Annotated in this window: 19 protein-coding genes, 3 tRNA genes and 1 pseudogene; 17 read left to right on the top strand and 6 right to left on the bottom strand. The window is 76.5% G+C overall.

The window, feature by feature from the left end; genetic code table 11:
- From Q0840_RS03685 to Q0840_RS03660, 6 genes and pseudogenes are all read left to right on the top strand, one after another.
- Positions 1 to 357 (top strand): annotated as a pseudogene (locus Q0840_RS03685) (serine/threonine protein kinase); the annotation flags it as partial.
- Positions 354 to 6,305 (top strand): Ig-like domain-containing protein, encoded by a 5,952-nt coding sequence (locus tag Q0840_RS03680; RefSeq protein ID WP_298456545.1) that lies wholly within the window; start codon positions 354 to 356, stop codon positions 6,303 to 6,305. The pseudogene Q0840_RS03685 and the gene Q0840_RS03680, both read left to right, overlap by 4 nt.
- Positions 6,302 to 7,597, top strand: a complete 1,296-nt coding sequence (locus tag Q0840_RS03675; RefSeq protein WP_298456543.1) for a DUF58 domain-containing protein — start codon at positions 6,302 to 6,304, stop codon at positions 7,595 to 7,597. The genes Q0840_RS03680 and Q0840_RS03675 overlap by 4 nt, the downstream gene beginning before the upstream one ends.
- On the top strand, positions 7,594 to 10,239 hold the full coding sequence (locus tag Q0840_RS03670; RefSeq protein WP_298456540.1) for a transglutaminase-like domain-containing protein: 2,646 nt from the start codon (positions 7,594 to 7,596) through the stop codon (positions 10,237 to 10,239). The genes Q0840_RS03675 and Q0840_RS03670 overlap by 4 nt, the downstream gene beginning before the upstream one ends.
- Entirely contained in the window at positions 10,236 to 11,447 is a 1,212-nt protein-coding gene (locus Q0840_RS03665) for an RDD family protein (RefSeq protein ID WP_298456536.1), read from the top strand. The genes Q0840_RS03670 and Q0840_RS03665 overlap by 4 nt, the downstream gene beginning before the upstream one ends.
- On the top strand, positions 11,444 to 11,917 hold the full coding sequence (locus tag Q0840_RS03660) for an LpqN/LpqT family lipoprotein (protein ID WP_298456533.1): 474 nt from the start codon (positions 11,444 to 11,446) through the stop codon (positions 11,915 to 11,917). The genes Q0840_RS03665 and Q0840_RS03660 overlap by 4 nt, the downstream gene beginning before the upstream one ends.
- Before the next feature lie 44 nt (positions 11,918 to 11,961).
- On the opposite strand, the gene rarD is transcribed toward Q0840_RS03660, so the two are convergent.
- Positions 11,962 to 12,936 (bottom strand): EamA family transporter RarD, encoded by a 975-nt coding sequence (gene rarD, locus Q0840_RS03655; RefSeq protein ID WP_298456530.1) that lies wholly within the window; start codon positions 12,934 to 12,936, stop codon positions 11,962 to 11,964.
- 195 nt (positions 12,937 to 13,131) lie between these two features.
- Between rarD and Q0840_RS03650 the strand changes: the two genes are divergently transcribed.
- Positions 13,132 to 14,526: an FAD-dependent oxidoreductase gene (locus Q0840_RS03650; protein ID WP_298456527.1), complete on the top strand. Its 1,395-nt coding sequence runs from the start codon at positions 13,132 to 13,134 to the stop codon at positions 14,524 to 14,526.
- 34 nt (positions 14,527 to 14,560) lie between these two features.
- Here the strand turns inward: Q0840_RS03650 and Q0840_RS03645 are convergent, their stop codons facing one another.
- The 3 genes from Q0840_RS03645 to Q0840_RS03635 are packed head-to-tail and all read right to left on the bottom strand — an operon-like array spanning position 14,561 to position 17,102.
- The gene (locus Q0840_RS03645) at positions 14,561 to 15,376 is read right to left on the bottom strand and encodes an amino acid ABC transporter ATP-binding protein (protein ID WP_298456524.1); all 816 of its coding nucleotides are present in this window, start codon (positions 15,374 to 15,376) and stop codon (positions 14,561 to 14,563) included.
- Positions 15,373 to 16,248, bottom strand: a complete 876-nt coding sequence (locus Q0840_RS03640) for an amino acid ABC transporter permease (RefSeq protein ID WP_298456520.1) — start codon at positions 16,246 to 16,248, stop codon at positions 15,373 to 15,375. Before Q0840_RS03640 ends, Q0840_RS03645 begins: the two co-directional genes overlap by 4 nt.
- Complete coding sequence (locus Q0840_RS03635; RefSeq protein ID WP_298456517.1) at positions 16,245 to 17,102, bottom strand: ABC transporter substrate-binding protein; 858 nt, start codon at positions 17,100 to 17,102, stop codon at positions 16,245 to 16,247. The genes Q0840_RS03640 and Q0840_RS03635 overlap by 4 nt, the downstream gene beginning before the upstream one ends.
- Positions 17,103 to 17,251: 149 nt before the next feature.
- On the opposite strand from Q0840_RS03635, the gene htpX reads away from it, so the two are divergent.
- Positions 17,252 to 18,157 (top strand): zinc metalloprotease HtpX, encoded by a 906-nt coding sequence (htpX, locus tag Q0840_RS03630; protein WP_298456514.1) that lies wholly within the window; start codon positions 17,252 to 17,254, stop codon positions 18,155 to 18,157.
- A gap of 115 nt (positions 18,158 to 18,272) precedes the next feature.
- Here the strand turns inward: htpX and Q0840_RS03625 are convergent, their stop codons facing one another.
- Entirely contained in the window at positions 18,273 to 18,770 is a 498-nt protein-coding gene (locus Q0840_RS03625; RefSeq protein WP_298456511.1) for a YajQ family cyclic di-GMP-binding protein, read from the bottom strand.
- Between the two features lie 185 nt (positions 18,771 to 18,955).
- Here Q0840_RS03625 and Q0840_RS03620 point away from each other — a divergent pair.
- The 6 genes from Q0840_RS03620 to Q0840_RS03595 all read left to right on the top strand — a co-directional run bounded on the left by Q0840_RS03620 (position 18,956) and on the right by Q0840_RS03595 (position 20,644).
- Positions 18,956 to 19,037: transfer RNA gene (locus Q0840_RS03620), tRNA-Tyr, on the top strand.
- A gap of 221 nt (positions 19,038 to 19,258) precedes the next feature.
- A tRNA-Thr gene (locus tag Q0840_RS03615) sits at positions 19,259 to 19,331 on the top strand.
- Between the two features lie 52 nt (positions 19,332 to 19,383).
- Positions 19,384 to 19,457 (top strand) — tRNA-Met (locus tag Q0840_RS03610).
- Between the two features lie 94 nt (positions 19,458 to 19,551).
- On the top strand, positions 19,552 to 19,722 hold the full coding sequence (gene rpmG, locus Q0840_RS03605) for a 50S ribosomal protein L33 (protein ID WP_298456509.1): 171 nt from the start codon (positions 19,552 to 19,554) through the stop codon (positions 19,720 to 19,722).
- Positions 19,723 to 19,736: 14 nt separating this feature from the next.
- Positions 19,737 to 20,186, top strand: a complete 450-nt coding sequence (locus tag Q0840_RS03600) for a MaoC family dehydratase N-terminal domain-containing protein (protein WP_298456506.1) — start codon at positions 19,737 to 19,739, stop codon at positions 20,184 to 20,186.
- Positions 20,183 to 20,644, top strand: coding sequence for a MaoC/PaaZ C-terminal domain-containing protein (locus tag Q0840_RS03595; RefSeq protein WP_298456503.1), 462 nt, complete (start codon positions 20,183 to 20,185; stop codon positions 20,642 to 20,644). The genes Q0840_RS03600 and Q0840_RS03595 overlap by 4 nt, the downstream gene beginning before the upstream one ends.
- A gap of 18 nt (positions 20,645 to 20,662) precedes the next feature.
- Here the strand turns inward: Q0840_RS03595 and Q0840_RS03590 are convergent, their stop codons facing one another.
- Complete coding sequence (locus tag Q0840_RS03590; RefSeq protein ID WP_298456499.1) at positions 20,663 to 21,730, bottom strand: LacI family DNA-binding transcriptional regulator; 1,068 nt, start codon at positions 21,728 to 21,730, stop codon at positions 20,663 to 20,665.
- A 216-nt stretch (positions 21,731 to 21,946) separates the two neighbouring features.
- On the opposite strand from Q0840_RS03590, the gene Q0840_RS03585 reads away from it, so the two are divergent.
- From Q0840_RS03585 to Q0840_RS03575, 3 genes are read left to right on the top strand one after another with little or no spacing between them, the layout of a single operon-like run.
- Positions 21,947 to 23,533: an MFS transporter gene (locus tag Q0840_RS03585; protein WP_298456496.1), complete on the top strand. Its 1,587-nt coding sequence runs from the start codon at positions 21,947 to 21,949 to the stop codon at positions 23,531 to 23,533.
- Positions 23,530 to 24,777 (top strand): MFS transporter, encoded by a 1,248-nt coding sequence (locus Q0840_RS03580; protein WP_298456493.1) that lies wholly within the window; start codon positions 23,530 to 23,532, stop codon positions 24,775 to 24,777. The genes Q0840_RS03585 and Q0840_RS03580 overlap by 4 nt, the downstream gene beginning before the upstream one ends.
- Before the next feature lie 10 nt (positions 24,778 to 24,787).
- Complete coding sequence (locus tag Q0840_RS03575; protein WP_298456490.1) at positions 24,788 to 25,927, top strand: UDP-N-acetylmuramate dehydrogenase; 1,140 nt, start codon at positions 24,788 to 24,790, stop codon at positions 25,925 to 25,927.
- Positions 25,928 to 25,963 lie beyond the last annotated feature (36 nt).

The following is a 25,963-nucleotide window of genomic DNA, read 5'->3' as shown; positions in this document are numbered from 1 at the left end:
GCCGGCGCCGCGTCGCTCGCGCAGGGCGCGGCGGCCGACGGCGCCGTGGCGGCCGACCGGGGCGTCGCCCCCGCGCCGCCGCGCGCGGTCATGACCGCGGTGCCGGCGCCGGTGGACGTGCGTGCCGCCGTCCGCGCCGACGGCGTGACCGTGGTGACCTGGACCAACCCCCAGCCGCAGGACGGCGACCGCTACCTGTGGGGGGTCGTCGAGGCGGGCGCGGTCGGCCCGCTCGAGCTGGTCGACGACACCCAGGTCACGGTGGCCCCCACCGGCGACCGGGTCTGCGTCGAGGTGTCGATCGTCCGGTCGGACCGCCGCGCCTCCACCACCCCGGCCGTGGCGTGCACGCCGTGACCGGTCCCGCCCGGGCCGGCGGCGCCGTCCGCGCCGCCACCCGCGACCGTCGCCGTCCCGAGGTGCGCCTCGCCCGCCGGGTGCGGCCGGCCCCGCCCGGCTGGACCCGGGCCACCTGGACCCGCGCCGGCGCCGCCGTCACGGCCCCGGTCGTGCTGGCCGTGCTGGCTCTCGTGCACCCGGGGCAGGCCGTCTCCCAGCTCGACCTGCACGACGGCGGCGTGTGGCTCACCAACGCCTCGACCCTCGGCGTCGGTCGCTACAGCTCGACCGTCGACGAGCTCAACGGCGGCCTGGTGGCCACCTCGCCCGAGGTCGACGTCCTGCAGGACGCCGCCGACGTGCTGGTGCACGAGCCGGGCGCGCTCGCCGTGGTGGACCCGGCCGCCGTGACCACGACCGCCGGGGCTGCGCTGCCGGACGGCGCCCGGGTCTCCATGGCCGCCGGGACGGTCGCCGTCGTGGACCCCGCCGACGGGTCGCTGTGGGCCGGGCACGTGGACGCGCTCGGGTCCCTGGGGACCGACGGCCCCCCGGACGCCGAGCTGGGCGCCGGTGGCGCAGCGGTCGTGTCCCGCACCGGTGACGTGCTCACGGTCGCCGCCGACGGGGTGCGCAGCACCCTGCGCGTGGACGACGACGGCGTCCGGACCCGGGTGGTCGCCTCCGCCGAGCCGGTGGCCGGTGGCGCCGGCGGGCCGGTCGAGCAGGTCACCGCGGTCGGCGGCGAGCTGGTCACCCTGACCGGCACGACCCTGGGCACCCCGGCGGGCCCGGTCGACCTGGCCGCGTACGGCAGCCCCCTGCGCCTGCAGCAGCCGGGACCGGCGGCCGGGACCGTGCTCGTCGCCGGACCCACCGCGCTGCTCGAGGTCGCCCTGGCCGACGGCACCGTCCGCAGCCACGCGTCCGGCGGCAGCGGCGCACCGGCCGCACCGGTCCGGCTCGGGACCTGCGCGTACGCCGCCTGGGCCTCGGCGACCGGCAGCTCCCTGACCCGCTGCGGCACCGACCGGCCGCGGGTGCTGGACCTCGAGGGGATGACCGCCCAGGACCGGCTCGTGTTCCGCGTCAACCGCTCCGTCGTCGTCCTCAACGACACCGCGCGGGGCCGGGTGTGGGTCCCCGCCGAGGACCCCGACCTGCGTGAGCCGTCCTGGCAGGACATCGCCCCGCAGGACGACCAGAGCGCGGACGAGGAGGACTCCGACACCCAGCGGGGCGCAGTCACGTCGGCGGCCCGGTGCTCCGGGGAGTCGGGGCCGCCCACCGCCACCGACGACGACCTCGGCGTGCGCCCCGGGCGCACCACGCTGCTGCCGGTGCTCGCCAACGACGCCGCCTCCGACTGCGGCGTCCTGGTCGTCTCGCAGGTCGACCCGCTGCCGGCGGACTTCGGCGAGCTCACCGCCGTGCACGGCGGCCGCGCCCTGCAGCTGCGTGTCGCCGACGGTGCGACCGGCACGGAGTCGTTCACGTACACCGTGACGGACGGCCGGGGCAGCGCGGCGCCGTCGACCGCGACCGTGCGGGTCACCGTGCACCCCGACGGCACCAGCACCGCACCCGGCCAGGTGCGGATCGACACGCTCGTCGTCGAGCAGGGGGCCCAGGTCTCGGCCGACGTGCTGCCCGCGTTCGCCGACCCGGACGGCGACGAGCTCGTGCTCGCCGAGGCGACCGTCGAGGGCGAGGGGACCGTCCGCAGCCGACCGGACGGGCACCTGACCTACGTCGCCGGCGGTGGCGCGCTCGGCGTGCGGACCGTGCGGCTGCTCGTCTCCGACGGCACCGCGACCGTGGCCGGCGAGCTGCGCGTGGACGTGCGACCGGCCGGCTCCGTGGCGCCCGTCGTGGACCCGGTGCACGCCGAGGCGTACGTCGGCGAGCCCGTGACCGTCCGCCCGCTCGCGTCCGTGCGCAGCGGGACGGGGGAGGCGCCGCGGCTGGTCGGCGTCGACCCGGTCGTGGGCGCCACCGTCGTCCCCGACCTGACCGCGGGCACCTTCACGCTGACCGCGCAGCGGCCCGGGCCGCTGTACGTCGGCTTCACCGTCGCGGCCGGGACGCAGGCGACCACCGGCGTCGCCCGCGTCGACGTGCGCGAGAGCCGCGACCGGTCCGCCGACCCGGTCGCCGTCGCCGACCGCGCGCTGCTGCCCGCCGGCGGCGAGGTCACCGTGGACCCGCTCGCCAACGACGTCTCGCCCACGGGCCGCGTCCTGGTCCTGCGGTCCGTCGACGTGCCCGAGGGGTCCGGCCTGGAGGTCGCCACGCTCGCCCACGGGCTGCTGCGGATCGGCTCCGCGCAGCACCTGGCCGCCCCCGTCGTGGTCGGCTACGTGGTGTCCGACGGCGAGCGCGACGCGAGCGGCCAGGTGCTCGTGGTCCCCGTCCCGGCCGGCGTGCAGGGCGCCCCCGTCGTGCCGGACGTCACCGCGACGGTCCGGGCCGGCGGCGTCGTCACCATCCCGGTCCTGGACGGCGCCACCGACCCCGACGGCGACCGGCTGGCCCTGGTCCGGGAGCTGGCCGAGACGCCGGCGCCGGGGGAGGGCCAGCTGTTCGTCTCCGGTGACGTGCTGCGCTTCCGCGCGCCCGACCACGCCACGACCGCCCGCGCGACCTTCAGCGTCACGGACGGCACCAGCACGACGTCGGCCGTGCTCACCGTCACGGTGCACGACTCCGACGCCGCCGCGAAGGCCCCGCCGCGCCCGGTGCCGGTCACGGTGCGGGCCTTCGAGGAGGAGACCATCCGGATCCCGGTGCCGCTGGTGGGCATCGACGCCGACGGCGACGGCGTCACGCTGCTCGGCGCGGACCGTGCGCCCGGCAAGGGGCGGATCACCGACCGTGGCGCCGACTGGCTCGAGTACCAGGCCCTGCCGAACGAGGTCGGCACCGACGAGTTCACCTACGCGGTCGAGGACTGGGTCGGGCAGCGTGCGGTCGCGACCATCCGGGTCGGCATCGCCCCGCGACCCACCACCGCCCCGACCGTCGTCGCACGCGACGACCACGTGACCGTGCTGCCCGGCCGCCGGGTCGAGGTCCGCGTGCTCACCAACGACGTCGACCCCGACGGCGGTGAGCTGCTGCTCGACGACGAGATCGCCGCGCCCACGGGGGTGGACGCCCGGGTCGAGGGACGCCGCGTCGTCGTGCAGGCGCCGCAGGAGGCCGGTGAGGTGCACGTGGAGTACACCGCCCGCACCGCGCGGGGCGGGCACGACACCGCCGTGCTGACCGTCACCGTCGACCCCGAGGCGACCGTGCAGCACCCGGTCGCCCGGGACGTCGTCGTGCCGGCGACCGAGACCGTGGGCCGCAACGAGGTGGAGGTCGACGTGCTCGCCGTCGCGGAGAACCCCGGCGGGCCGCTGTCCGACCTGGTCGTCTCGGTCGACAGGGCCGACGCCGCCACGGCGCGGGTCACCGCGTCCGGAGCCGTGGTGGTGACCCTGGCCGACCGGCCGCAGACGCTGCCGTACGTGCTGACCAACTCCAGCGGCGGCACGGGCCTGGCGACGACGGCGTTCATCACCGTCCCCGCACGGGGCGACTTCCCGCCCATGCTGCGGCCCCGGGCGCCGCGCCTGGAGGTGCTCGCCGGCGAGCCGCTGCCCATCTCGCTCGCCGAGCAGGTGCAGGTCGCACCCGGCCGCACCGCCACGGTCACCGACGTGTCGCGGGTCCAGGCGACCAAGGCCGACGGCTCCCCGCTGGTGCTCGACGACCGCACGCTCGTCTACCGCGCGCCGCGCTCGTACGCGGGGCCGGCGTCGATCTCGGTCGAGGTCACCGACGGGCTCGGCAGCGGCGACGCGGCGGAGCGCCGGGCCGTGCTGACCCTGCCCATCACGGTGCTCGCGGTCGAGGACCACCCGCCGGCGTTCGTCCCGTCGACCATCGACGTCGCGCCGGGGGAGGCCCCGGTCCGGGTCGACCTCACCGCGTTCACCTCCGACCCGGTCGGCCGCGGTGCCGGCTGGGCCGGCTACACCTACCGGATCACCTCCGCGGTGCCGCAGGGCTTCACCGTGACCCTGGACGGCTCCGAGCTGCGGGTGTCCGCGGCGGCGACCGCCGCGCGCGGCACCTTCGGCAGCCTCGGGGTGACCATCGGGTACGGGGCCGCCGGCTCTCTCGACGCCCGGGTCGAGCTGCGGGTCAGCGCGAGCAGCCGGCCGCTGGCCCGCGTGGTCGAGCGGACCGTCACCGACGGCGTCGAGGACCGGGTCACGACCGTGCCGGTGCTCGACGGCGCCTACAACCCGTTCCCCGGCTCGCCCCTGACCGTGGTGGACGCCGTCGTCGAGACGCCCGGCGCCGGGACCGCCGCCGCGGTGGGTTCAGCGGTCGCGGTCCGCCCGGCCGCGGGCTTCGTCGGGCCGATGGTCACCCGCTTCACCGTCCGGGACGCCACCGGCGACTCCGCCCGCGAGGTCACCGGCCGGGTGACCGTGGTCGTCCGCGGCCGCCCGGCGACCCCGGTCGCGCCGCGGGTCGTCGAGGCCCGCGACCGCACCGTGGTGCTGGCCTGGGACGCACCGGCCGCGAACGGCGAGCCCGTCACGTCCTACCGGGTCACCACGCGCCCGGGTGGCGCGGTGCGCGAGTGCGCCGGGACCACCTGCACGATCGACGGGCTGGTCAACGACACCGAGTACACCTTCACCGTCGCCGCCCGCAACGCCGTCGACTGGTCCGCCGACAGCGCCGCGTCCCCGGTGGCGCGTCCCGACGCGCGCCCGGAGGCCGCCACCGCACCCGTCGTGGTCCCCGGCGACCGGCAGCTCACGGCGACCTGGGCGCCCACGGTCAGCCCCGGCTCGCCGGTCGACCGGTACACCGTCGAGGTCAGTCCCGCTCCGCCCGCCGGCGCCACCCTGACCACGGCCGGGACGACCACGACGCTGCGCGGCCTGACCAACGGCACGGAGTACGTGGTGCGCGTCCGGGCGCACAACCGCACCCCCCAGCCGGGGGACTGGAGCCCGTGGTCGGTGCCGGCGGTGCCTGCGACCACGCCGTCCGCCCCCGTGCCGACGTCCGTGCGCCACGCCGCGGCCGGTGGTGAGGCAGGCCGGCTCGAGGTCACCTGGGCGTCGCCCGACGCCAACGGCGCACCCGTGACCGGGTACGAGCTCGCGGTCGACGGCGCACCGGCCGCGACCCTGCCGGCGTCCGCGACGACGTGGTCCTTCCCCGACGCCGAGCGCGGTCACCGGTACACGGTCACGGTGCGGGCGCGGAACTCCGTGGGCTGGTCCGCGTGGGGCTCGACCACGGCCGAGACCTGGAGCGCCCCGACGCCCCCGCAGGGCGCGGCCGCCACCGACCTCGGCGGCGCCGACGTCGCCTGGGGTGCGGGCCGGGTCGAGCTCACCTGGCAGCCGCCCGCGGACGCCGGCGGGACGGGTGTGACGGTGACCGGCTACGAGGTCGAGGGCGTGGGCCGGGTGAGCGGCACCTCGGTGGTCGTCCCCGGCCTGGTCGCGGGACCCAGCCCGACCTTCCGGGTCCGGGCGTGGAGCTCGCGGGACGAGGCGGGCGACTGGGCGGTGATCGCGCCCGTCGCGGTGACCACCGCGCCCGAGGCTCCCACGGTCACCGCCGAGGCGACCGTGACCGCCGACGGCGCCCTGGGGGTCCGCGTGCGCTGGACGCCGCGCCGCGACGGCGGCACTCCGGTCACCGGCTTCCGGGTCCGGGTCGACGGCGGCGAGTGGGTCGCCCACGACCCGACCGTGCGCGAGGCGTCGCTCGTGGTCCCGCGGGGCCCGGCGGCCCCGCGGGTCGAGGTCCGTGCCGTCGGTGCGCGCGGCGCCAGCGCCTCGGGCGCGGCGACGGCGACCCTGGTGGAGTCGGCGCCGACGCCCGCACCCACACCCGTCCCCACCCCCGCGGTGCCGGCCGTACCGCCCGGGGAGGCGAGACCATGACCACCGTCCACCCCCGGGGCCCCGGCGCCGTGCCCGTCACCGCCCCCGTCGCCGCGCGCCTCGCAGCACCGGTCGCCGTGCCCGTCGCCCTGTCCCGGCCGGACCGCGCCCGGCCCGCCGGGCGGTCCGGCGCCCGGCGCCGGCGGCTGCCCGTCTCGGTGCTCGGCCGGGTGGTGGGAGTCGTGGCGCTGGCCGCGTGCGCCGGCGGCTGGTGGCTCGGCTGGGTCGAGCTCGCCACCGCCGGCGTCGTCCTGCTCGTGGTGCTGCTCGGCGCCGGCGTGATGAGCCTGGGCCGCTCGACGTACGCGGTCAGCCTGGACCTGTCCGGCGACCGGGTCCGGGTCGGGGACCGCGCGATCGGCCGGATCGCCGTGCGCAACACCTCCCGCCGCCGGCTGCTGCCGGCCCTGGTCGAGCTCCCGGTCGGCCGGGGCAGCGCCGACTTCCCGCTGCCGTCGCTCGGCCCGGGCGCCGAGCACGAGGAGGTGTTCGCGGTGCCCACGTCGCGCCGCGGCGTGGTCGTCGTCGGCCCGGTCCGGTCGGTGCGAGGCGACCCCTGGGGGCTGGTCCGCCGCCGACTGGCGTGGACCGACCCCGTCGACCTCTACGTGCACCCCGAGGTCGTGTCGCTGCCCGCCGGCGGCCACGGGCGGCTGCGCGACCTCGAGGGCCGCTCCACCCGGGAGCTGTCGGACAGCGACCTGTCGTTCCACACGCTGCGTGACTACGTCCCCGGGGACGACCGCCGGCACATCCACTGGAAGTCCAGCGCGCGCCTCGGGGAGCTCCTGGTGCGCCAGTTCGAGGACACCCGCCGCAGCCACACCGCAGTGGCGCTGTCCCTGGACCCGGCCGACTACGCCGACACCGACGAGCTCGAGCTGGCCGTGTCGGTGACCGCGTCGCTGGGCCTGTCGGCCCTGCGGGACGCGAGCGAGGTGACGGTCCTGGGCGGTGACGGCGCGCTGCGCACGGGGACACCCGGACGGCTGCTGGACGACTGCGCCCGGCTCGAGCCCGGTCCCGACCGGCCCGGCGCGCGGGACCTGGCGACCTGGGTCGCCACCGCGGTCCCGCACGCCTCGGTCGTGGTCCTGGTGACGGGGTCGACGGCCGACGCGGCGCAGCTGCGCACGTACGCGGCCCGGCTGCCCGCGGGCGCGGCCGCGGTCGTCGTCGCGTGCGACGCCGCCGGCCCAGTCGCCGTCCGCGCCGACGGCGCGCTCACCTTGGTCAGGCTGCCCGCGCTCGCGGACCTGCCGCGCGTCCTGCGCCGCGTGGTGGCGTCATGACCACCACCACCGGCACCACCACCGGCACCGGCACCGGCAGCTGGACTGCCACGGCGCCCGCACCGGCCACCACCCCGGCCCCTCGGGCCGGCGGGTCCCGCCCGGCGGTGCACCGGCTGGTCGACGTGGCCGTCCTGCTCACCGCGCTGGCCGCGGCGGGGCTGCCCCTGCTCCCCGCGTACGCCACCGGGCTGGCCGCGCCGGCGCTGGCCGGCGGCCTCGTGACCGGCGCCGCCGTGGCGGCCGTCGCGGCCTGGCGGGCCTGGACCGCCCTGTCCACGCTGGCCGTGCTGCTGGTCGCGTCCGTCGTCGCGGGCGGCCCGCTCGCGGCGCCGACCACCACCGTCGCCGGGGTCGTCCCGACCGGTGACACGGTGCGCACCGTGCTCGCCGGAGCGGTCACGGTCTGGCGGGACGTGCTGACCCTGCAGGCGCCGCTCGGAGCCGGCGGTGGCACGCTGGTCGCGCCGTACGTGCTCGGGGTCGTCGGCGCCGCCGCGGCGGTCGGCCTCGCGCTGCGGGGCCGGACGCCGACCCGCGCGGCGACGGCGGCCCTGGTCCCCGCGCTGGTCGGGGTCCTCGCCCTCGTGCTCGGCACCCGGCAGACCGTGCTCCCGCTCGTCGGGGGCACCGTGACCGCGGGGGTGCTGCTCACCTGGGTGTCCTGGCGGATCGGCCGGCTCGCCGCGCGCCGGGTCGTCGCGCTGCTGCTCACCGCGGCGGTCGCCGCCACCGGGGGTGCCGTCCTCGGGCCGGCGCTCGGCGAGCTGCGGCCGCGGCACGTCGTGCGCGACGAGATCGTGCCGCCCTTCGACCCCCGCGAGCAGCCGAGCCCGTTGGCCGGCTACCGGCGCTTCGTCAAGGACTGGACGGACACCCCGCTGGTCACGGTCCGCGGCCTGCCGGCCGGCACACCGGTCCGGCTGGCCACCCTGGACGCCTACGACGGCGTCGTGTGGTCGGTGTCCGCACCGGGCGCCGCCTCGGGGTCGGGCACGTTCCGCCGCCCCGCGGGCACCGGTCCCGGTACCGCACCGGTGGCCCCGGACCGGGCGGTCACCGTGGGCGTCGAGGTCCGCACGCTGCCCGGGGTCTGGCTGCCCACCGTGGGCGACCCCACCGCGATCGACTTCACCGGCACCGGCACCGGCACCGGCACCGGCGTCGGGTCCGGCGCACTCGCCGACCGGCTGCGCGTCAACGAGGCGACCGACGCGGCCGTGCTGATCGGCGGCGTCCCCGACGGGGCCCGGTACGCACTCGCCGCCACCGTGCCCACCGTGCCGGACGACGCCGCCATCGGCGCCGCGGCCGCCGCCGACGTCGACCTGCCCCCGGTCACCGGTGTGCCCGACGTCGTCGGCCTGGTGGCGCAGGAGATGGCCGGCCGCGCGACCACGCCGCTGGAGGTCGCCCGTGCGCTCGAGGCGGGACTGGCCGAGCGGGGCTGGTTCAGCCACGGCATCGCCGAGGCCGGCGACCACCCGTCGCTGTCCGGCCACGGTGCCGACCGCATCACCTCGCTGCTCAGCGGTGAGCTCATGGTCGGCGACAGCGAGCAGTACGCCTCGGCGATGGCCCTGATGGCGCGCGAGCTGGGGCTGCCGGCCCGGGTGGTGCTCGGCCTGCGCCCGGACCCCGACGACGGCGGCGACGTCACGCTGACCGGTGGTGACGCCGAGGCGTGGGTCGAGATCGCGTTCGCGGGCCACGGCTGGGTGCCCTTCGACCCGACGCCGGACGAGAGCCGCACCCCCGACGACCGCACCCCGCAGGACCAGGCCGAGCCCGAGCCGCAGGTCGTCCAGCCTCCGCCGCCGGCCGAGGAGCCGGTCGTGCCGCCGGAGGAGGAGACGGAGCAGCCGCGCACGGAGGACCCCTCACCCGGCGACGACGTCGCCCCGGCCTGGCAGCGGGCCGCGACGGTCCTGGCCGTCGCGGGCGCCCCGCTGGTCCTCGTGCTGGCACCGGCTCTGCTGCTCGCGGCCCTGCGGGCCCGTCGGCGGCGGCGCCGGCGCACCGCCGACGACCCCGTCGACCGCGTCGTCGGGGGATGGGAGGAGGTGCTCGACGCCGCCGCCGACCTCGCCCTGCCCGTCCTTTCCGGCGGCACCCGGCGCGAGGCGGCTCAGGTGCTGGCCCGGGGCGCCGGCCCGGCCGGGGCGCCGCTCGCCGGTCTGGCCGGTCGGGCGGACGCCGTGGTGTTCGCGCCCGGCCGCCCCGCGGACGCCGAGGTGGACGGCTTCTGGGCCGGTGTCGACGCCGCCGTCGCCGAGCTGCGCGCCGCCGTGCCGCGCAGCCGGCGCCTGCGCGCCCGGTGGTCGACCGCGTCGTTGCGGCGCCGGCCCGGTCGGGCGGGCGTGGGCACCACCTCGGCGCGGCCCGTCCCACCCACCCGGCCCGAGGCCCGCACCCGGCACCGTGCGACGGCGGCCCGCGACCGTCCCGCGAGCACCGGGCCCCGCGACCACCCCCGCGACCACCCCCGCGGGGTCGGCCGTCGCGGACCGCACACGACCCCCGGCGTCCCGGCCGGCGCGCGCGCCGACGACAGCGCCGACCTGACCGTCGACCACATCGACCTGACCGTCCACCCCACCCCACGAGCCCGGCGGCGCACGCCCCGGGACGGAGAGTCATGACACCGCACCCGTACGCCGCCGTCCCCGGGGCGCCCGCACCGGCCTTCCCCGCCCCCGCCCGGGGGACGGTCCCGACGCCGCTCGCCGGCACCGTCCCCGCCCCGACCGGCCGGCGGGTGGCCGCCCACCTCGTCGACGCGGCGGTGCTGCTCCCGGGCGTCCTCGCCGTGCTGGGCGGGGCGCTGCCCCTGCTGGCCGGTGCCGCCGGGCCCCGCCTCGGCGTGCGCGCCGCGCTGGTGCTCGCCGGCGCCGTGATCGGCGTCGTGACCCTCGCGGTGCAGGCGTGGAGCGACGCCGCCCGCGGCTGGACCGTCGGCAAGCGGGTCCAGGGCCTGCGCACCGTCTCCGCACGGACCGGTGCCCCCGTGGGTCATGTCGGTGCGCTGGTGCGGGGCTGGTCCGACCTCGCCGACGGCACCGTGGTGATCGACGCACGCCACGCGGAGCCGGCACCGACCGCCACCGAGCGGCCCCTCCCGGCCGCCCGGCCCGAACCGACCGGGCCGCCGCCCACCCCGGCGGCGCCCCCGGCCGCGGCCACGGCGGCCGGCCTGCTGCCCGAGCCCAGGCCCGCGGGGCCGGTGCCGCGGTCGGCGACGCTCACCGTCCCGACCCGCGTGCCGCTCGCCGCCCGGCTCCAGGCGTCCCCGGTCCCGCGGGTGCCGGTCGCCCCGGTCGTGCCCGTGCCCCGGCCACCGCTCGCCGACGGACCCGCCGGCGCGAGGACGGCGGCACCTGCCGAGCGCCCCGCCGGGCCCTGGGTCGAGGTCGTGCTCCTCGACGGCCGCACGGTGACCGTCGCCGGCCACGCCCTGGTCGGGCGCGACCCGGTGGAGCGGTCGGGGGAGTCACCGGGCACACTGGTCGCCGTGGACGATCCCGACCGCTCCGTGTCCAAGACCCACCTCGCGCTCGGCGTCGACACGTCCGGCGCCTGGGTGGTCGACCGCCGGTCCACCAACGGCACCGTCGTGACGCTGCCCGACGGGCAGCAGATCTTCTGCGTCCCCGAGGAGCGCGTCCGGCTGCGGGTGGGCGCGACGGTCGGGTTCGGCGGCCACGCGTTCACCGTCACCGAGCTCGCGACGGGCGCCGGCACGGGTGCCACGGCCACCGCCGTCGAACCGCCGACGGCGCTCACCACGCCGGCCGTCAGCCCGTGGGCCCCGGCCGTCCCGGGCGGTGTCGACCGGGTGACCGGCCGATGACCGGGACCGCGCGGTTCCCCAGCGAGGCCTTCCCCGCCTTCCCCTCGATCGAGCTCGACCACCCCGGCGCCTGGGTGCCGCTGGTCGCGCCGGGGGTCGTGCTCGCGGTCGCCAAGCGGGTGCCGCCGCGCAGCTTCCAGCCGCTCGTCGGTGTCTCGGTCACGCGCTTCGGCCCCGGACGCACCCTCGCCGACGCGATCGAGGCGGTGCTGGCCAGCATCGCGCCGCTGTCGGGGTACGCCGAGCTGGGCCGGGCCGAGCTCGACGTGCTGGGGCTGCCCGGCTTCCGCATCGAGGGTGCCTTCGAGCACCCCCAGCTCGGCGGCCTCGTGCAGGCGGCCCGCCTCACCGTCGTCGACCACGGGGCCGCCGTCGACGTCGTCCAGCTGACCGGGACCTGCACGGCGAAGCAGCTGCGCGGGACCCTGGACGAGATCCGCGCGATCCAGGCGGGCGCCCGCCTGGCGTGAGCCCGCGGTCGGCGGCCGGGGCCCGGGGTGGGTCCGCCGGCCGGTCAGGCCGCGGCGCGTGCCGCGGTCCGCCGGGCGAGGGCCTCGGCCCGGCCCGTGCGCAGCCCGTCGGCGGTCAGCAGGACGAGGGCGACCCACACGAGTCCGAACCCGACCCAGCGCGCCGTCGGCATCTGCTCGCCCAGCACCACGACGCCGATGATGAACTGCATGGTCGGCGCGATGTACTGCAGCATCCCGACCACCGACAGCGGCAGCCGGCGCGCCGCCGAGCCGAACATCAGCAGCGGCACCGCGGTGACCACACCGCTGGAGACGAGTGCGACCACGTGCCCGGTGCCGTGCGCCCCGAAGCTGCCCGTGCCGTTCGCCGCCAGGACCACCAGGTACGCCGACGCGAACGGCAGCAGCACCAGCGTCTCGACCGCCAGGCTGGTGACCGCCGGGACCGTCCGCCCGGCGCGGTTCTTGATCAGCCCGTACAGCCCGAAGCTGAAGGCCAGCGACAGCGCGATCCACGGCAGCCGGCCGTAGCCGACCGTGATCACCACCACGGCGACCGTCCCGCAGGCCAGCGCCACCCACTGCGCGCGCCGCAGCCGCTCACCCAGCACGAAGACCGCGAGCAGCACGGTGACCAGCGGGTTGATGAAGTACCCGAGGGCGGCGTCGACCACCTGGTCGGTCAGCACGCCGTACACGTAGACCGTCCAGTTCACCGCGATGAGGACGGCGGCCACGGCGAGCAGCCCGAGGGTGCGGGGCGTGCGCAGCACCCGGACGAACGTGCCCCAGGTGCGGGTGGCCACCAGCAGCAGCACGCAGAAGCCCAGCGACCAGACGATGCGGTGCCCGATGATCTCCACCGCGCCCGCCGGCTGCAGCAGCGGGAAGTAGAGCGGCAGGACGCCCCACAGCAGGTACGCGCCGGCGCCGAGGGCCAGCCCGGTGCGGTCGGGCAGGGCCGGTGCGGGCACCGGCGTGGAGACGGCGGGATCGGTGCCGCGGGTCGAGCTCACCGGGTGAACCTAGTCCCCGCGGCGCCGCGGCCGCCTCGCCACGCCAGCGGGTGGTCCGGCGTCACACCCGCCGTCGTAAGGCTTCCCTCACCTCACGCCGTAGACTCGCGGGTGAGAACCCCGCCCGGCCGCACGCCACCGCGCTCGCGTCGGACCTGCGCCGGCGGGAGTCCCCGACCCGGAAGGTCCCCGCTCGTGAGCACCCGACCCCTGCGCGTCGCCGTCGTCGGCGCCGGTCCCGCCGGCATCTACGCCGCCGACATCCTGTCGAAGACGGAGCTGGACGTCAGCATCGACCTCCTCGAGCGGTTGCCCGCCCCCTTCGGCCTGGTCCGGTACGGCGTCGCCCCCGACCACCCGCGCATCAAGCAGATCATCGTCGCCCTGCACAAGGTGCTGGACCGTGGGGACATCCGGCTGCTCGCCAACGTGGACTACGGCGTGGACCTCAAGCTCGAGGACATGCGCCAGTTCTACGACGCGATCATCTTCTCGACCGGCTCGATCCGGGACGCCGCGCTCGACATCCCCGGCATCGACCTGCCCGAGTCCCTGGGCGCCGCCGACTTCGTCTCCTGGTACGACGGCCACCCCGACGTCCCGCGCACCTGGCCGCTGGGGGCCCGCGAGGTCGCCGTGCTGGGCGCGGGCAACGTCGCGCTCGACGTGGCCCGGATCCTGGCCAAGCACGCCGACGACCTGCTGCCGACCGAGATCCCGGCCAACGTCTACGAGGCGCTCAAGGCGTCGCCGGTCACGGACGTGCACGTCTTCGCCCGCCGCGGCCCGGCCCAGGTCAAGTTCTCCCCGCTCGAGCTGCGGGAGCTGGGTCACGTGCCGGACGTCGACATCGTCGTCTACCCCGAGGACTTCGACTTCGACGACGGCTCGATGGCCGCCATCCACTCCTCCAACCAGACCAAGCAGGTCGTCAAGACCCTCACCGACTGGACGCTGAAGGAGCCCGAGGAGCTCACCGCGAGCCGACGCATCCACCTGCACTTCCTGCACCGCCCGGTCGAGGTGCTCGGTGAGGACGGGCACGTGGTCGGCCTGCGCACCGAACGCACCGCCCTGAACGGCGACGGCACCGCGAGCGGCACCGGGGAGCACCACGACTGGCCGGTCCAGGCGGTCTACCGGGCGGTCGGCTACTTCGGCTCGCCCCTGGTGGACATCCCCTTCGACGACGCCGCGGGCGTCATCCCGAACCGCGCCGGCCGGGTCGTCGACGTGGACGGTGACGTCGTCGCGGGCGTGTACGCCACCGGGTGGATCAAGCGCGGCCCGGTGGGCCTGATCGGGCACACCAAGTCCGACGCCACCGAGACGGTGCGCCACCTCGTCGAGGACGTGCTCGCCGGGGACGGCGGGCAGGCGCCGGACCTGCGCACCGCCGTCGAGCCGGAGCCGCAGGCCGTCACCGACTTCCTGACCGCGCGCGGGGTGCCGGTCGTCGATTGGGCGCAGTGGCAGGTGCTGGACGCGTACGAGCGGTCCCTGGGCGAGGCCGCCGGGCGCGAGCGGGTCAAGGTCGTGCCCCGCGAGGAGATGACCGCGATCGCGCGCGGGGAGCGCCCGGGCGCCTGAGCGGGCCGCCGCCGTCGGGCCCGGCCGGCGCCGGTCAGGCCCGGCCGGCCCCGGTGATCCGCCGCAGGAACTCCTGCGTGCGCGGCTGCCGCGGCGAGCCGAGCACCTGCTCGGGCGTCCCCCGCTCGTGCACCCGCCCGGCGTGCAGGAAGCACACCTCGTCGGCGACGTGCCGCGCGAAGCCCATCTCGTGGGTCGCCACCACCATGGTCATGCCCTCGGCCTTGAGCTCGCCGAGCAGGTCCAGCACCTCGCCGACGAGCTCGGGGTCCAGGGCGCTGGTCACCTCGTCCAGCAGCAGCAGCCGGGGCGAGTGCACCAGGGACCGGGCGATCGCCACGCGCTGCTGCTGACCGCCGGACAGCTCGTCCGGGAAGGCGCCGGCCCGGTCGGCCAGTCCGACGCGCTCGAGCATCTCGCGCGCCCGCTCCTGCGCGGCCCGGCGGGGGACCCGGTGCACCAGCCGCGAGGCGAGGGTGACGTTGTCGAGCACCCGCATGTGCGGGAACAGGTTGAAGGACTGGAACACCATCCCCATCCGGGCGCGGTCGGCGTCGGCGTCGCGCCGGGGGTCGGTGATGTCGTCGCCCTCGAGCAGGATCACCCCGTCGTCGACCTCCTCGAGCAGGTCCACGGTCCGCAGCAGCGTCGACTTGCCGGAGCCGGAGGCGCCGATCAGCACCACGCACCGGTGGGCGTCGACGGCGAGGTCGACGCCGTCCAGCACGACGTGGTCCCCGAACGCCTTGCGCACGCCGCGCACGTCCAGCAGCGGCGCGTCGCCGGAGCGGTCCGCCGAGCCGGGCAGGGTGGCCGGCCCGGATGCCGGCGTGGACGACGGCGCGGTCATCGCAGCTCCCCGGCGCCGGCCAGGCCGCTGGTGGCGCCGGCCCAGCCGCCCCGGCGGGCCAGGGCGTCGGTGAGGCGCGTCAGCGGGATCGTGAGCAGCACGAACAGCACCCCGGCCACGACGTAGGGCGTGAAGTTGGCGTACTGGGCGGTGGAGATCTGGGCGGCCCGGACGGCGTCGATGGCGCCGAGGATCGAGATCAGGCCGGAGTCCTTCTGCAGCGAGACCAGGTCGTTGAGCAGCGGCGGGACCACCCGGCGCACCGCCTGCGGCAGCACGACGGTCCGCATGGTCTGCCCCCGGCTCAGCCCCAGCGAGCGGGCGGCGGCGACCTGCGACGGGTGCACGGACTCGATGCCGGCCCGGAAGACCTCGGCGACGTACGCCGAGTAGGTCAGCACCAGCGCGAGGCCACCGAGCACCACCGCGGACGTCGGGATGCCCTGCAGCCGCAGGCCCGGCAGGCCGAACCCCACGAGCAGCAGGACCAGGATCAGCGGCAGCCCGCGGAAGATGTCGACGTAGGCGGTCGCGGCGGCCCGCAGCGGGAAGAACACCGGCCCGCGCAGCGTCCGGGCGATGGCCAGGGCGAGCGCCACGACGAGGATCACCACCGCGGCCACCACCATGATCCGCACGTTGAGCCACAGCCCCTCGAGCACGCGCGGCACGGACTCCAGCGCCACCTGCGGGTCGAGGAAGGACTGCCGCACCCGCGGCCACCCGGGCGAGCTCGTCAGGACGAGCACCGCGACCGCGACCACGGCGGCGGTGCTGGCGACCGCGACGGCGGTGGACCGGACCGACTGCCGGCGCCGGTACGCCAGCCGGTCGACCTGGACCGGCGACGGCGTCCACCCCGGCCGGGTCACTTCAGGACGGGGGCGCCCGCGGACTCGGTGAGCCACTGCGCCTCGAGGTCCGCCAGCGTCCCGTCCGCGCGCAGCGCGTCGACGGCCTCGGTGACCGGCTCGGTCAGCGGGCTGTCCTTGTCGAGCACCAGCCCGAGCTGGTCGGGGGAGTCCCCGGGCGGCAGCTGGCCGACCAGGACGCCGCCGTCGAGCTCGGCCGCGGTGATGTACAGGGCGGTGGGCAGGTCCACCACGATGGCGTCGACCAGGCCGGCGGTCAGCGCCTGCTTGACCTGGTCGTTGTCGTTGAAGAGCTGGACGGGCCTGCTGGGCGCGATCGTGTCGGTGGCCACCTGCGCGCTCGTCGTCGCGACCATCGCGCCGATCCGGGCGTCGGCGAGCTCGGCCAGCGACGTCGCGCCGGCGACGGGGGAGCCCTCCACCGTGACCACGGCCTGCGCGGTGTCGTAGTAGCTCGAGGAGAAGTCGAGGTTCTCGCGCCGCTCGTCACTGATCGACACCTGGTTGATCGCGATGTCGAACGACTTGGCACCGGGGGCGATGATCTGGTCGAACGTCACCGGCACCCACTCGACGTCGTCCGCGGCGAAGCCGAGCTGCTCGGCCACCGCGTACGCGACGGCCGACTCGAAGCCCTCGCCGCTGCTCGGGTCGTTGCCGGACACCCACGGCTCGTAGGCCGGGTCGGAGGTGCCGACCGTGAGCACGCCCTCGGTGAGGGTCGGCAGCGCGTCGTCGTCGGTGGTCGCGGTGCCCGACGGCGCCGGGGCCTGGCCCCCCTCCTCGACGGGGGCGCACGCGCCGAGGGCCAGCACGCCGGACAGGGCGAGGACGACGACACGGGTGGTGCGCATGGGGGGCTCCGGGGGACGGTGGGCCAAGGGTGCGCGCGCCCGGCGGGGCGGCGGGCACAGGGTACGGGAACGCCTGCGGCCGGTGCCGCGTTGGTCGGGGCAGCACAGCGGTCGGCGGGACGTCCCGCCGCGGAGGGAGAACTGCGTCCATGGGTCGTCGCCACTACAACGGTCTGAAGACCGCCGCGCTGTTCGGCGTCATGTGGGCGGTGCTGCTGGGCCTCTACGCCCTCGTCGGGGGCGGGAGCAGCAGCCTGTTCCTCGTCTTCGCTGCCATCGGCCTGCTCGGGACCGCCTACGGCTACTGGAACTCGGACAAGATCGCGATCCGGTCCATGCGGGCCTACCCGGTCAGCGAGCTCGAGGCGCCGCAGATGTACCGGATCGTGCGCGAGCTCTCGACCCAGGCGCGCCAGCCCATGCCGAGGCTGTACCTGTCACCGACCGACGCGCCGAACGCGTTCGCGACCGGCCGCAACCCGCGCAACGCGGCGGTGTGCTGCACCGAGGGCATCCTCGACCTGCTCACCGAGCGGGAGCTGCGCGGCGTGCTCGGCCACGAGCTCATGCACGTGTACAACCGGGACATCCTGACGTCCTCCGTGGCCGCCGCGGTGGCGGGGCTGATCACCTCGTTCGCGCAGTTCCTCATGTTCTTCGGCGGCAGCCGCGAGCGCGGCGGCAACCCGCTCGCGGCGCTCGCCATGGCGCTGCTGGCCCCGTTCGCGGCGATGCTCGTGCAGATGGCGATCAGCCGGACCCGGGAGTACGACGCGGACGAGGACGGCGCCCGGCTCACCGGGGACCCGCTCGCCCTGGCCTCGGCCCTGCGCAAGCTGGAGCACGGGACGCAGCGTGCACCGCTGCCGCAGGACCGTGACCTGGTCGACGTCTCGCACCTGATGATCGCCAACCCGTTCCGGGGGGCGGGCATGGGCAAGATGTTCGCGACCCACCCGCCCATGGCTGACCGGATCGCCCGGCTCGAGGCCATGGCCGGCGGGCCCGGCGCCGGTCCCCTCGGCGGCCCGCAGGTCAGCCCGCCGCTGTACTGACGGCCGCCGCCGGCCGTCCCGCCGGCGTCGCGGGACGACGACGCCCGCACGTCCGGGGCGCACCCGAAGGCTGTGCACGGGGTGCGCGGGGCGGCGTCGTCCGGCGTCGGCGGTGCTAGCGGTAGTTGACGAACTGCAGCGCGACGTCCAGGTCCTTGCCCTTGAGCAGCGCGATGACCTCCTGCAGGTCGTCGCGGCTCTTGGCCGACACCCGCATCTCGTCGCCCGTGATCTGCGTCTTGACGCCCTTGGGTCCCTCGTCGCGGACGATCTTGCCGATCTTCTTCGCGTCCTCGGTGCTCAGGCCCTCCTTGACGGTGGCCGCCAGGCGGTACTCCTTGCCGGACAGCTGCGGCTCGCGCTCGCCGGTGTCCAGCGCCTTGAGCGAGATCCCGCGCTTGATGAGCTTGGTCTGGAACACGTCCAGCACCGCCATGACCCGCTCGGCCGAGTTGGCCGTCATCACGATCGACTCACCGCTCCAGGCGATCGACGCCCCGACGTTCTTGAAGTCGTACCGCTGGGCGATCTCCTTGGTGGCCTGGTTCAGGGCGTTGTCGACCTCCTGCCGGTCGACCTTGCTCACGACGTCGAACGACGACTCGCTCGCCATGACTCCTCCAGTGCTGGTCGGGTGCTGGTCGGGTGGTGCTCGGGTGGTGCTCGGTGTGGCACTCGGGTGCTGCTCGGTGTGGTGCTCGGGATGCCGGCCGGGGGCCGGTTCCTCGGACCCCTCGATGTGTTGCTATCCTTCCATCCGCACTCGCCGCCGGGTCCACGGGTCCGGCGAGAGCGCACGGCGGGTTACCCGAGTGGCCAAAGGGGGCTGACTGTAAATCAGCTGGCAACGCCTACGGGGGTTCGAATCCCTCACCCGCCACCGCGAACGGGGCGTCCTCGACGAGGGCGCCCCGTCGTCGTGCCACGGGCCGGTGGCGCCCCGGGGGCCCGCAGGCGTTCCGCACCGGCTGCCACCCGGCCGACGCACCGGCTGCGACCCGGTCGCTCGTCGGGGTCCCGGCGCGGGGTGCACGGGCGTGGCGCAGGCCACGCACCGGGATTTCGCCAGCACCCCCCGGGGCGTGTAACCTGGTCCGCGCTGCCCCGATAGCTCAGTCGGCAGAGCGTCTCCATGGTAAGGAGAAGGTCAAGGGTTCGATTCCCTTTCGGGGCTCTGGTGCAGGTCGAGGGCCGGCGCACATGCGTCGGCCCTCGACCCGTGACCTGGCGGGGTAGCTCAGGTGGTTAGAGCACACGGCTCATAATCGTGGTGTCGCGGGTTCGAGTCCCGCCCCCGCTACCGATGTGTAGCGAACGCGCGTCGGCCGGCCGGCGACGCGCCGAACAGACCAAGCGCCGCTCGCGCGGCGTGTGATGTGAAAGAGGGCTCCGAAGTGGCCAGCAAGTCCCAGGACGTCCGCCCGAAGATCACGCTCGCGTGCGTGGACTGCAAGGAGCGGAACTACATCACCAAGAAGAACCGTCGCAACAACCCCGACCGCCTCGAGCTGTCGAAGTTCTGCCCGCGCGACGGCAAGCACACGCTGCACCGCGAGACCCGCTGACCCCGGTCGCCGACATGGCGGTCAACCCGCAGTACGCGGGCCGCGTGTACCCCCCGAGCGAGCCCTACGAGGTCGGTCGGGAGAAGATCCGAGACTTCGCCGACGCCGTCGGTGCCGCCCACGAGGCGCACCGCGACGTCGGCGTCGCTCGTTCGCTGGGGTACGCGGACGTCGTCGCCCCGCCGACGTTCGCCGTCGTGGTCGCGCAGCGGGCCGAGCAGGCGTATGTCGCCGACCCGCAGGCCGGGGTCGACTTCAGCCGCGTGGTGCACGCCGAGGAGCGGTTCACCCACCACCGCCCCATCACGGCCGGTGACCGGTTGGTGACCGTGCTGCACGTCGACGCGATCACCGAGCGTGCCGGGTTGTCGATGGTGACCACCCGCGCGGAGATCGCGGCCGAGGACGGCGCTCCGGTCGCCACCGTGGTGTCCACCCTCGCCGTCCGGGGGGAGTCCGCATGAGCACCGAGCCCACGACCGCCCCGGGGGCTCCCGGCGCGCGTCCGGCGGTGGCCGACCTCACGGTGGGTCAGGTCGTCGCCACCGGCACCCTCACGGTGGACCGCGCCCGGCTGGTCCGCTACGCGGGGGCCAGCGGGGACCTCAACCCCATCCACTGGAGCGACCGCGTCGCGACCGAGGTCGGCCTGCCGGGGGTCATCGCGCACGGCATGTGGACCATGGGCGCCGCCGTCACCGTCGTCGCCGACTGGGCCGGTGACCCCGGCGCGGTCCTGGACTACGGGGTGCGGTTCACCCGCCCCGTCCCGGTGCCCGACCCGGGTGCTGCATCCGTCGACGTCACCGCCACCGTCGGCGCCCTCGACGCGCAGGCCGGCACCGCACGCGTCGACCTCACCGTGACCTGCGACGGGACGCGCGTGCTCGGCAAGGCCCAGGCGGTCGTCCGGCTGGCCTGACGGCGCTCACGCGGTCGCTCACCGCCGCGGCGGTGGGCCGGTCGTCGTCCCGGGCTGCAGGTCGACCGGGAGCACGACCTCGTCCACGGGACGCCCCGCGGCCAGCTCGACGGCGGCCTCGCCGGCGAGGCGGCCCTTGTCCGCGAGCGGCTGGTGCACCGTCGTCAGCACGTCCGGCGCGAGCCACGGCAGGTCGATGCCGTCGAAGCCGGCCACCGACACGTCCTCGGGCACGCGCAGGCCCAGCTCCCGCGCGGCCAGCACGACGCCCGAGGCCAGCAGGTCGCTGAGTGCGACGACCGCGGTCGGCGGATCGGGCCGGCTGAGGATCTGGTGCCCGGCGCTGCGCCCGTGCTCGACCAGCGAGGCCGGTGTCTCGACGACCACCTCCGGGACGACGCCGGCGTCGGCGATCCCGGCCAGGCGGCGACGGGTGTGCGCGTACCGGGCGCTGACCTCGCCGTCGACGTCCGGCGCGCCCAGGCGACGGTCGTGACCGTAGGGCAGGGCCACCACGCCGAACCGGCGGTGGCCCAGGCCGAGCAGCTCGCGCACGAGCAGGGCGGTCCCGCCCCGGTCGTCGATGCCCACGTTGGTCGTGGCCGCACCGGGGCGCCGGGGGTCGTCCCCGATCTCGCCCTCGATGGACACCACCGGGATGCCGCGCCGGGTCAGGGCGAGGACGACGTCGTCGTCCGGGCCGTTGGCGAGCACCACGACGGCGGCGTCCATGGCCGTGTGCTGCACCAGCGGCGGCACCTCGCCGGCCTCGGAGGGGACCAGCAGCAGCCCCAGGTTCTGCTCGCTGAGCGCCTGGGCGAGACCGTCGAGCATCTGGGTCGAGACCGGGTCGCGGAAGCTGCGCCGCAGGCGGTCGCCGACGACGACGCCGACGATGCCGGACCGCCCGCTGCGCAGCTGCTGACCGAGCGGGTTCGGGCCGGCGTAGGACAGCCGTGCGGCCGCCGCCAGCACCCGGTCCCGGGTCGCGGAGGCGATCGGTCCGGCACCGGAGAAGGCCAGTGAGGCGGTGGAGACGGACACGCCTGCCTCGGCGGCGACGTCGGCCAGCGTCGGGCGGGTCATTCCGTCACCTCCGGGGTGTGCCGGTCCTCACGTCCAGGTCCGGTCCGTTGCTCGGCGTGCGGGCGGGTGCACCCGCCGACGGCACCGGTGGCGGAATCCGTTTGACGCCGCGGTCAGCGTACAGACACACTTCACCCACGGGGTCGAATCGATTCGATCCGCGCGCCGCCCGGACCGGGCGCAGCGCCGACACCCTCTTCTGCCTGCTGGAGCCGCATGATGCACGCCCGGCCCGTCCCGGACGCCCCGACGGACCACGAGGTCGCTCGCGCGAGGTGGGGCCTGATGGGCCTGTTCATGCTCAGCGGACTGATGTTCTCCAGCTGGCTCACCCGGCTGCCGTCGGTGCGCGACGCGCTGGGGATGTCCCCGAGCGAGCTCGGTGCCGTGCTCCTCGCCGGTGCGGTCGGCGCCCTGGTCACCGTCGCCGTGGCGGGCCTCGTCGTCACCCGGTGGGGCGGTCGCGTCGCGATGCTGCTCTCGACGGCGGGCTTCACGCTCGCCTACGTCCTGCTCGCGGTGGGTCCGACCATCGGCGTCGTGCCGCTGCTCGCGCTGGGCGTCTTCCTCAACGGCGTGTCGTTCTCGATCGGCAACGTGCCGCTCAACGTCGAGTCGGCCGGTGTCGAGCGGCGCCTGGGTCGGACCGTGCTGCCGCAGTTCCACGCGGCGTTCTCGGTGGGCGCCGTGGTCGGCTCCCTGATCGGGGCCGCGATGGCGCAGCTCGGGGTGAGCCTGCTCGGGCAGTTCGTGGGCACGGCCGTGGTGGGCCTGGTGTGGCGGCTCGCCGCCATCCCGCACGTCGTCCTCGACACCCTCCCGGCGCGCACGCTCGCCGCCCGGGCCGCGGCCGCCGGTCCGGCGGCCGCGGCCGGGAGCGAGCCGGGTGCGGCGGCCGACGTCACGGTGGTGTCCGGCCGCAGCGGAGGCGTCCGGACCGCGCTCGGCGCCTGGCGTGAGCGGCGGACCGTGCTGATCGGCCTCGTCATCATGTCCGCCGCGCTCTCGGAGGGGTCGGCCAACGACTGGCTCGCACTCGCCGTCGTCGACGGCTTCGCCCAGCCCGAGGCGGTCGGCGCGGTCGTGTTCGGCGTGTTCGTCGGCGCGATGACCCTCGTGCGGATCCTCGGTACGAGCCTGATCGACCGCTTCGGTCGCGTCCGCGTGCTGCGCCTGTCGGGGGTCGTCTCGCTCGGCGGGCTGCTGCTGTTCGGCCTGGCGCCCAGCCTGCCGCTGGCGGGCGTCGGGGTGACGGCATGGGGCCTGGGGGCGGCGCTCGCGGTGCCGATCGGGCTCGCCGCCGCCTCCGACGACCCGCTGCGGGCCGCCGGCCGCGTCGCGGTGGTCTCGGCTTTCGCCTCGCTCGCCCACCTCGCCGCGCCGCCCCTGCTCGGGCTGGCTGCTGAGGCCATCGGTGCCCGGCACGCGCTGCTGCTCATCACCGTCGCGATGGTGGTCAGCATCGCCCTGGCGGGCCAGGTCGCGCGGCCGGGCGACGCCCGGGCCGCGGCCGCGCGCGTGGTCGCCGTGCGCGACACTGGTGCGGTCCCATCCGGTGGGGACGCCGGGACCGGGAGGCGAGCCGCGACGACCGGGCCGCGTCCGGGCCGACTTCCGGGCCGACTGCCGGGCAGGCGGCCCGGGACGAGACCCGCCGCCCGGGCCGGGGCCCTGACCGCCGCTCGTCCGCCGGCCCCCGCGGGCGGCGGTCCCGCCGGCCGCCGGCCGGTCCCGGCCCACCCGCCCCTGGCCTCCGCACCGTCCGTGTCGTCCGTGTCGTCCGTCCCCGAGGTGACCCCATGAGCCCCAACCCGGCCGCCGCCGACCGCACCGTGCAGGCCGCCTCGCGCGCGGTCTTCCTCGTCTTCGTCCTCAACGGCTTCAACTTCGCCAGCTGGGCGGCGCGGATCCCGGCGGTCCGGGACGAGCTGGGCCTGTCGGCTGCCCAGGTCGGCGTGCTGCTGCTGATCGGGTCGATCGGGTCGCTGCTCGCGCTACCGCTGTCCGGCCTGGTGGTCCAGCGCCTCGGGGCGTCGCGCACCGTGCTGACCTTCGGCGCGATCAACGTCGCAGGCCTGCTCGTGGCGGCCAGCGGGGTCGCCGCGGGTCAGGTGCTCGTCGTCGGGGCCGGGCTGGTGCTGTTCGGCGTCGGCACGGGCGTCTGGGACGCGGCGATGAACCTCGAGGGTGCGCTCGTCGAGCAGCGCCTCGGCCGGACGGTCATGCCCCGCTACCACGCCGGCTTCTCGCTCGGCACGATCGTGGGGGCGGGCCTCGGGGCCCTGGCCGCCGCGATCGGCACGTCGGTGATCGCCCACCTCGCAGTGGTGCTGCTGGCCAGCCTGGCCGGGGTCGTCTGGTCGATCCGCGCCTTCCTGCCGGCCGGCTACGGCGAGCCCGCCCGCGCCGACGGCGACGCGCCTGCCCCCCGCCCCGCCGGCGCCCGGCAGGCGTTCGGCGCCTGGCTCGAGCCGCGCACGCTCCTCGTCGGCCTCGTCGTGCTCGCCGCCGCGCTCACCGAGGGCGCCGCCAACGACTGGGTGGCGCTGGCCGTCGTCGACGGCTTCGACCAGCCCAACTCGGTGGGCGCGCTCACCTTCGCGCTGTTCGTCACCGCCATGACCGGGATGCGACTGCTCGGCACCGGCCTGCTCGACCGTTACGGGCGGATCGCCGTGCTGCGGCTGTGCGGCGCGCTGTCCCTGGTCGGCCTGGTGATCTTCGGGCTCGTCCCGTGGCTGCCGCTCGCCCTGGTCGGCGTGGTGCTGTGGGGCCTGGGCGCGGCGCTCGGCTTCCCGGTGGGGATGAGCGCCGCGAGCGACGACGCCGCGCGGGCGCCGGCCCGGGTGAGCGTGGTCTCGACGATCGGCTACAGCGCGTTCCTGGCCGGGCCGCCGCTGCTCGGCCTGCTCGCCGAGCACGTCGGGTACCGCCAGGCGCTCCTCGCGATCGCCGTCCCGGTGGTCATCGGGCTCGTGGTCGTCCGGGCGGCGGCCCCGCTGGCACCCGCGCCGGCTCGCCCGGAGGTGGCCGGGCAACGGGCGTAGCCTCGTGGGCATGACCACCGACGCCGTCCGCACCGTCGTGCTGGCCGACCTGACGACGCTGCGCCTGGGCGGACCGGTGGGCCGGTACGTCGAGGTCGACTCGTCCGAGGCGTTCGTCGAGGCCGTCCGTGCCGCCGACGACGCCGGCGAGCCCCTGCTCGTCCTGGGTGGCGGCTCCAACCTCGTGGTCGCCGACGAGGGCTTCGCGGGCGTCGTCGTGCACGACGTGCGCGATGGCGTGGAGGTCGAGGCCGCCGACTCGTGCGGCGGGGCGAGCATCCGCGTCCCCGCGGGCCAGGACTGGGACGCCCTCGTGGCGCGCGCGGTCCAGGAGGGCTGGGTCGGCGTCGAGGCGCTGTCCGGCATCCCGGGTTCGACCGGTGCCGCGCCCGTGCAGAACATCGGCGCCTACGGCCAGGAGGTCTCGGGCGTCATCTCCACCGTGCGGGTGTGGGACCGCGAGCGCTCGCGGGTGCGGACCCTGCCCCTGGTGGACCTCGCCTTCGGCTACCGCACCTCCCTGCTCAAGCGGTCGCTGCTCGAGCCGGGGTCGCCGTGGGGGCCCACGCCGCGCTACGTCGTGCTCGAGGTCGCCATGCAGCTGCGCGCGGGCACGCTGTCCGCGCCGGTCGCCTACCCCGAGCTCGCGCGGCGGCTCGGCGTCCAGATCGGCGAGCGCGCCCCGCTGGCGGACGTGCGTGACGCCGTCCTCGCGCTGCGCGCCGGCAAGGGCATGGTCGTCGACGGCGACGACCCGGACACCTGGAGCGCGGGCTCGTTCTTCACCAACCCCGTGCTGACGCTGGAGCAGGTTGCCGACCTGCCCGACGGCGCCCCGCGGTTCGGCGTGCGGACCTCACGTCCCGAGCGGTCGACCGGCCCCAGCCTCGGTGCGGTCGACCCGGACCTGGTCAAGACCAGCGCCGCCTGGCTGATCGAGCACGCGGGGTTCGGCAAGGGCTTCGGCCTGCCCGGGCCCGTCTCGCTGTCCACCAAGCACACCCTCGCGCTGACCAACCGCGGGCCGGGCACGGCCGCCGAGCTGGTCGCGCTGGCCCGCACCGTGCGCGACGGCGTGCGGAGCCGCTTCGGCATCACCCTGGAGCCCGAGCCGGTCCTGGTGGGTCTGGCCCTCGACGACGCGGCCTGACGCGTCCGGCACCGGGCCCACCTGACCGGTCAGCCC

Source organism: uncultured Cellulomonas sp. (assembly GCF_947494015.1).
Classification (GTDB): Bacteria; Actinomycetota; Actinomycetes; order Actinomycetales; family Cellulomonadaceae; genus Pengzhenrongella.
This window is presented reverse-complemented; position numbering and strand designations above follow the sequence as displayed.

Excerpts from the sequence above, each read along its gene's own strand:
- Q0840_RS03675 (WP_298456543.1), top strand. The coding sequence starts at position 6,302 with ATGACCACCGTCCACCCCCGGGGCCCCGGCGCCGTGCCCGTCACCGCC.
- Q0840_RS03670 (WP_298456540.1), top strand. The coding sequence starts at position 7,594 with ATGACCACCACCACCGGCACCACCACCGGCACCGGCACCGGCAGCTGG.
- Q0840_RS03665 (WP_298456536.1), top strand. The coding sequence starts at position 10,236 with ATGACACCGCACCCGTACGCCGCCGTCCCCGGGGCGCCCGCACCGGCC.
- Q0840_RS03660 (WP_298456533.1), top strand. The coding sequence starts at position 11,444 with ATGACCGGGACCGCGCGGTTCCCCAGCGAGGCCTTCCCCGCCTTCCCC.
- Q0840_RS03645 (WP_298456524.1), bottom strand. The coding sequence starts at position 15,376 with ATGACCGCGCCGTCGTCCACGCCGGCATCCGGGCCGGCCACCCTGCCC.
- Q0840_RS03635 (WP_298456517.1), bottom strand. The coding sequence starts at position 17,102 with ATGCGCACCACCCGTGTCGTCGTCCTCGCCCTGTCCGGCGTGCTGGCC.
- htpX (WP_298456514.1), top strand. The coding sequence starts at position 17,252 with ATGGGTCGTCGCCACTACAACGGTCTGAAGACCGCCGCGCTGTTCGGC.
- Q0840_RS03625 (WP_298456511.1), bottom strand. The coding sequence starts at position 18,770 with ATGGCGAGCGAGTCGTCGTTCGACGTCGTGAGCAAGGTCGACCGGCAG.
- Q0840_RS03600 (WP_298456506.1), top strand. The coding sequence starts at position 19,737 with ATGGCGGTCAACCCGCAGTACGCGGGCCGCGTGTACCCCCCGAGCGAG.
- Q0840_RS03595 (WP_298456503.1), top strand. The coding sequence starts at position 20,183 with ATGAGCACCGAGCCCACGACCGCCCCGGGGGCTCCCGGCGCGCGTCCG.
- Q0840_RS03590 (WP_298456499.1), bottom strand. The coding sequence starts at position 21,730 with ATGACCCGCCCGACGCTGGCCGACGTCGCCGCCGAGGCAGGCGTGTCC.
- Q0840_RS03585 (WP_298456496.1), top strand. The coding sequence starts at position 21,947 with ATGATGCACGCCCGGCCCGTCCCGGACGCCCCGACGGACCACGAGGTC.
- Q0840_RS03580 (WP_298456493.1), top strand. The coding sequence starts at position 23,530 with ATGAGCCCCAACCCGGCCGCCGCCGACCGCACCGTGCAGGCCGCCTCG.
- Q0840_RS03575 (WP_298456490.1), top strand. The coding sequence starts at position 24,788 with ATGACCACCGACGCCGTCCGCACCGTCGTGCTGGCCGACCTGACGACG.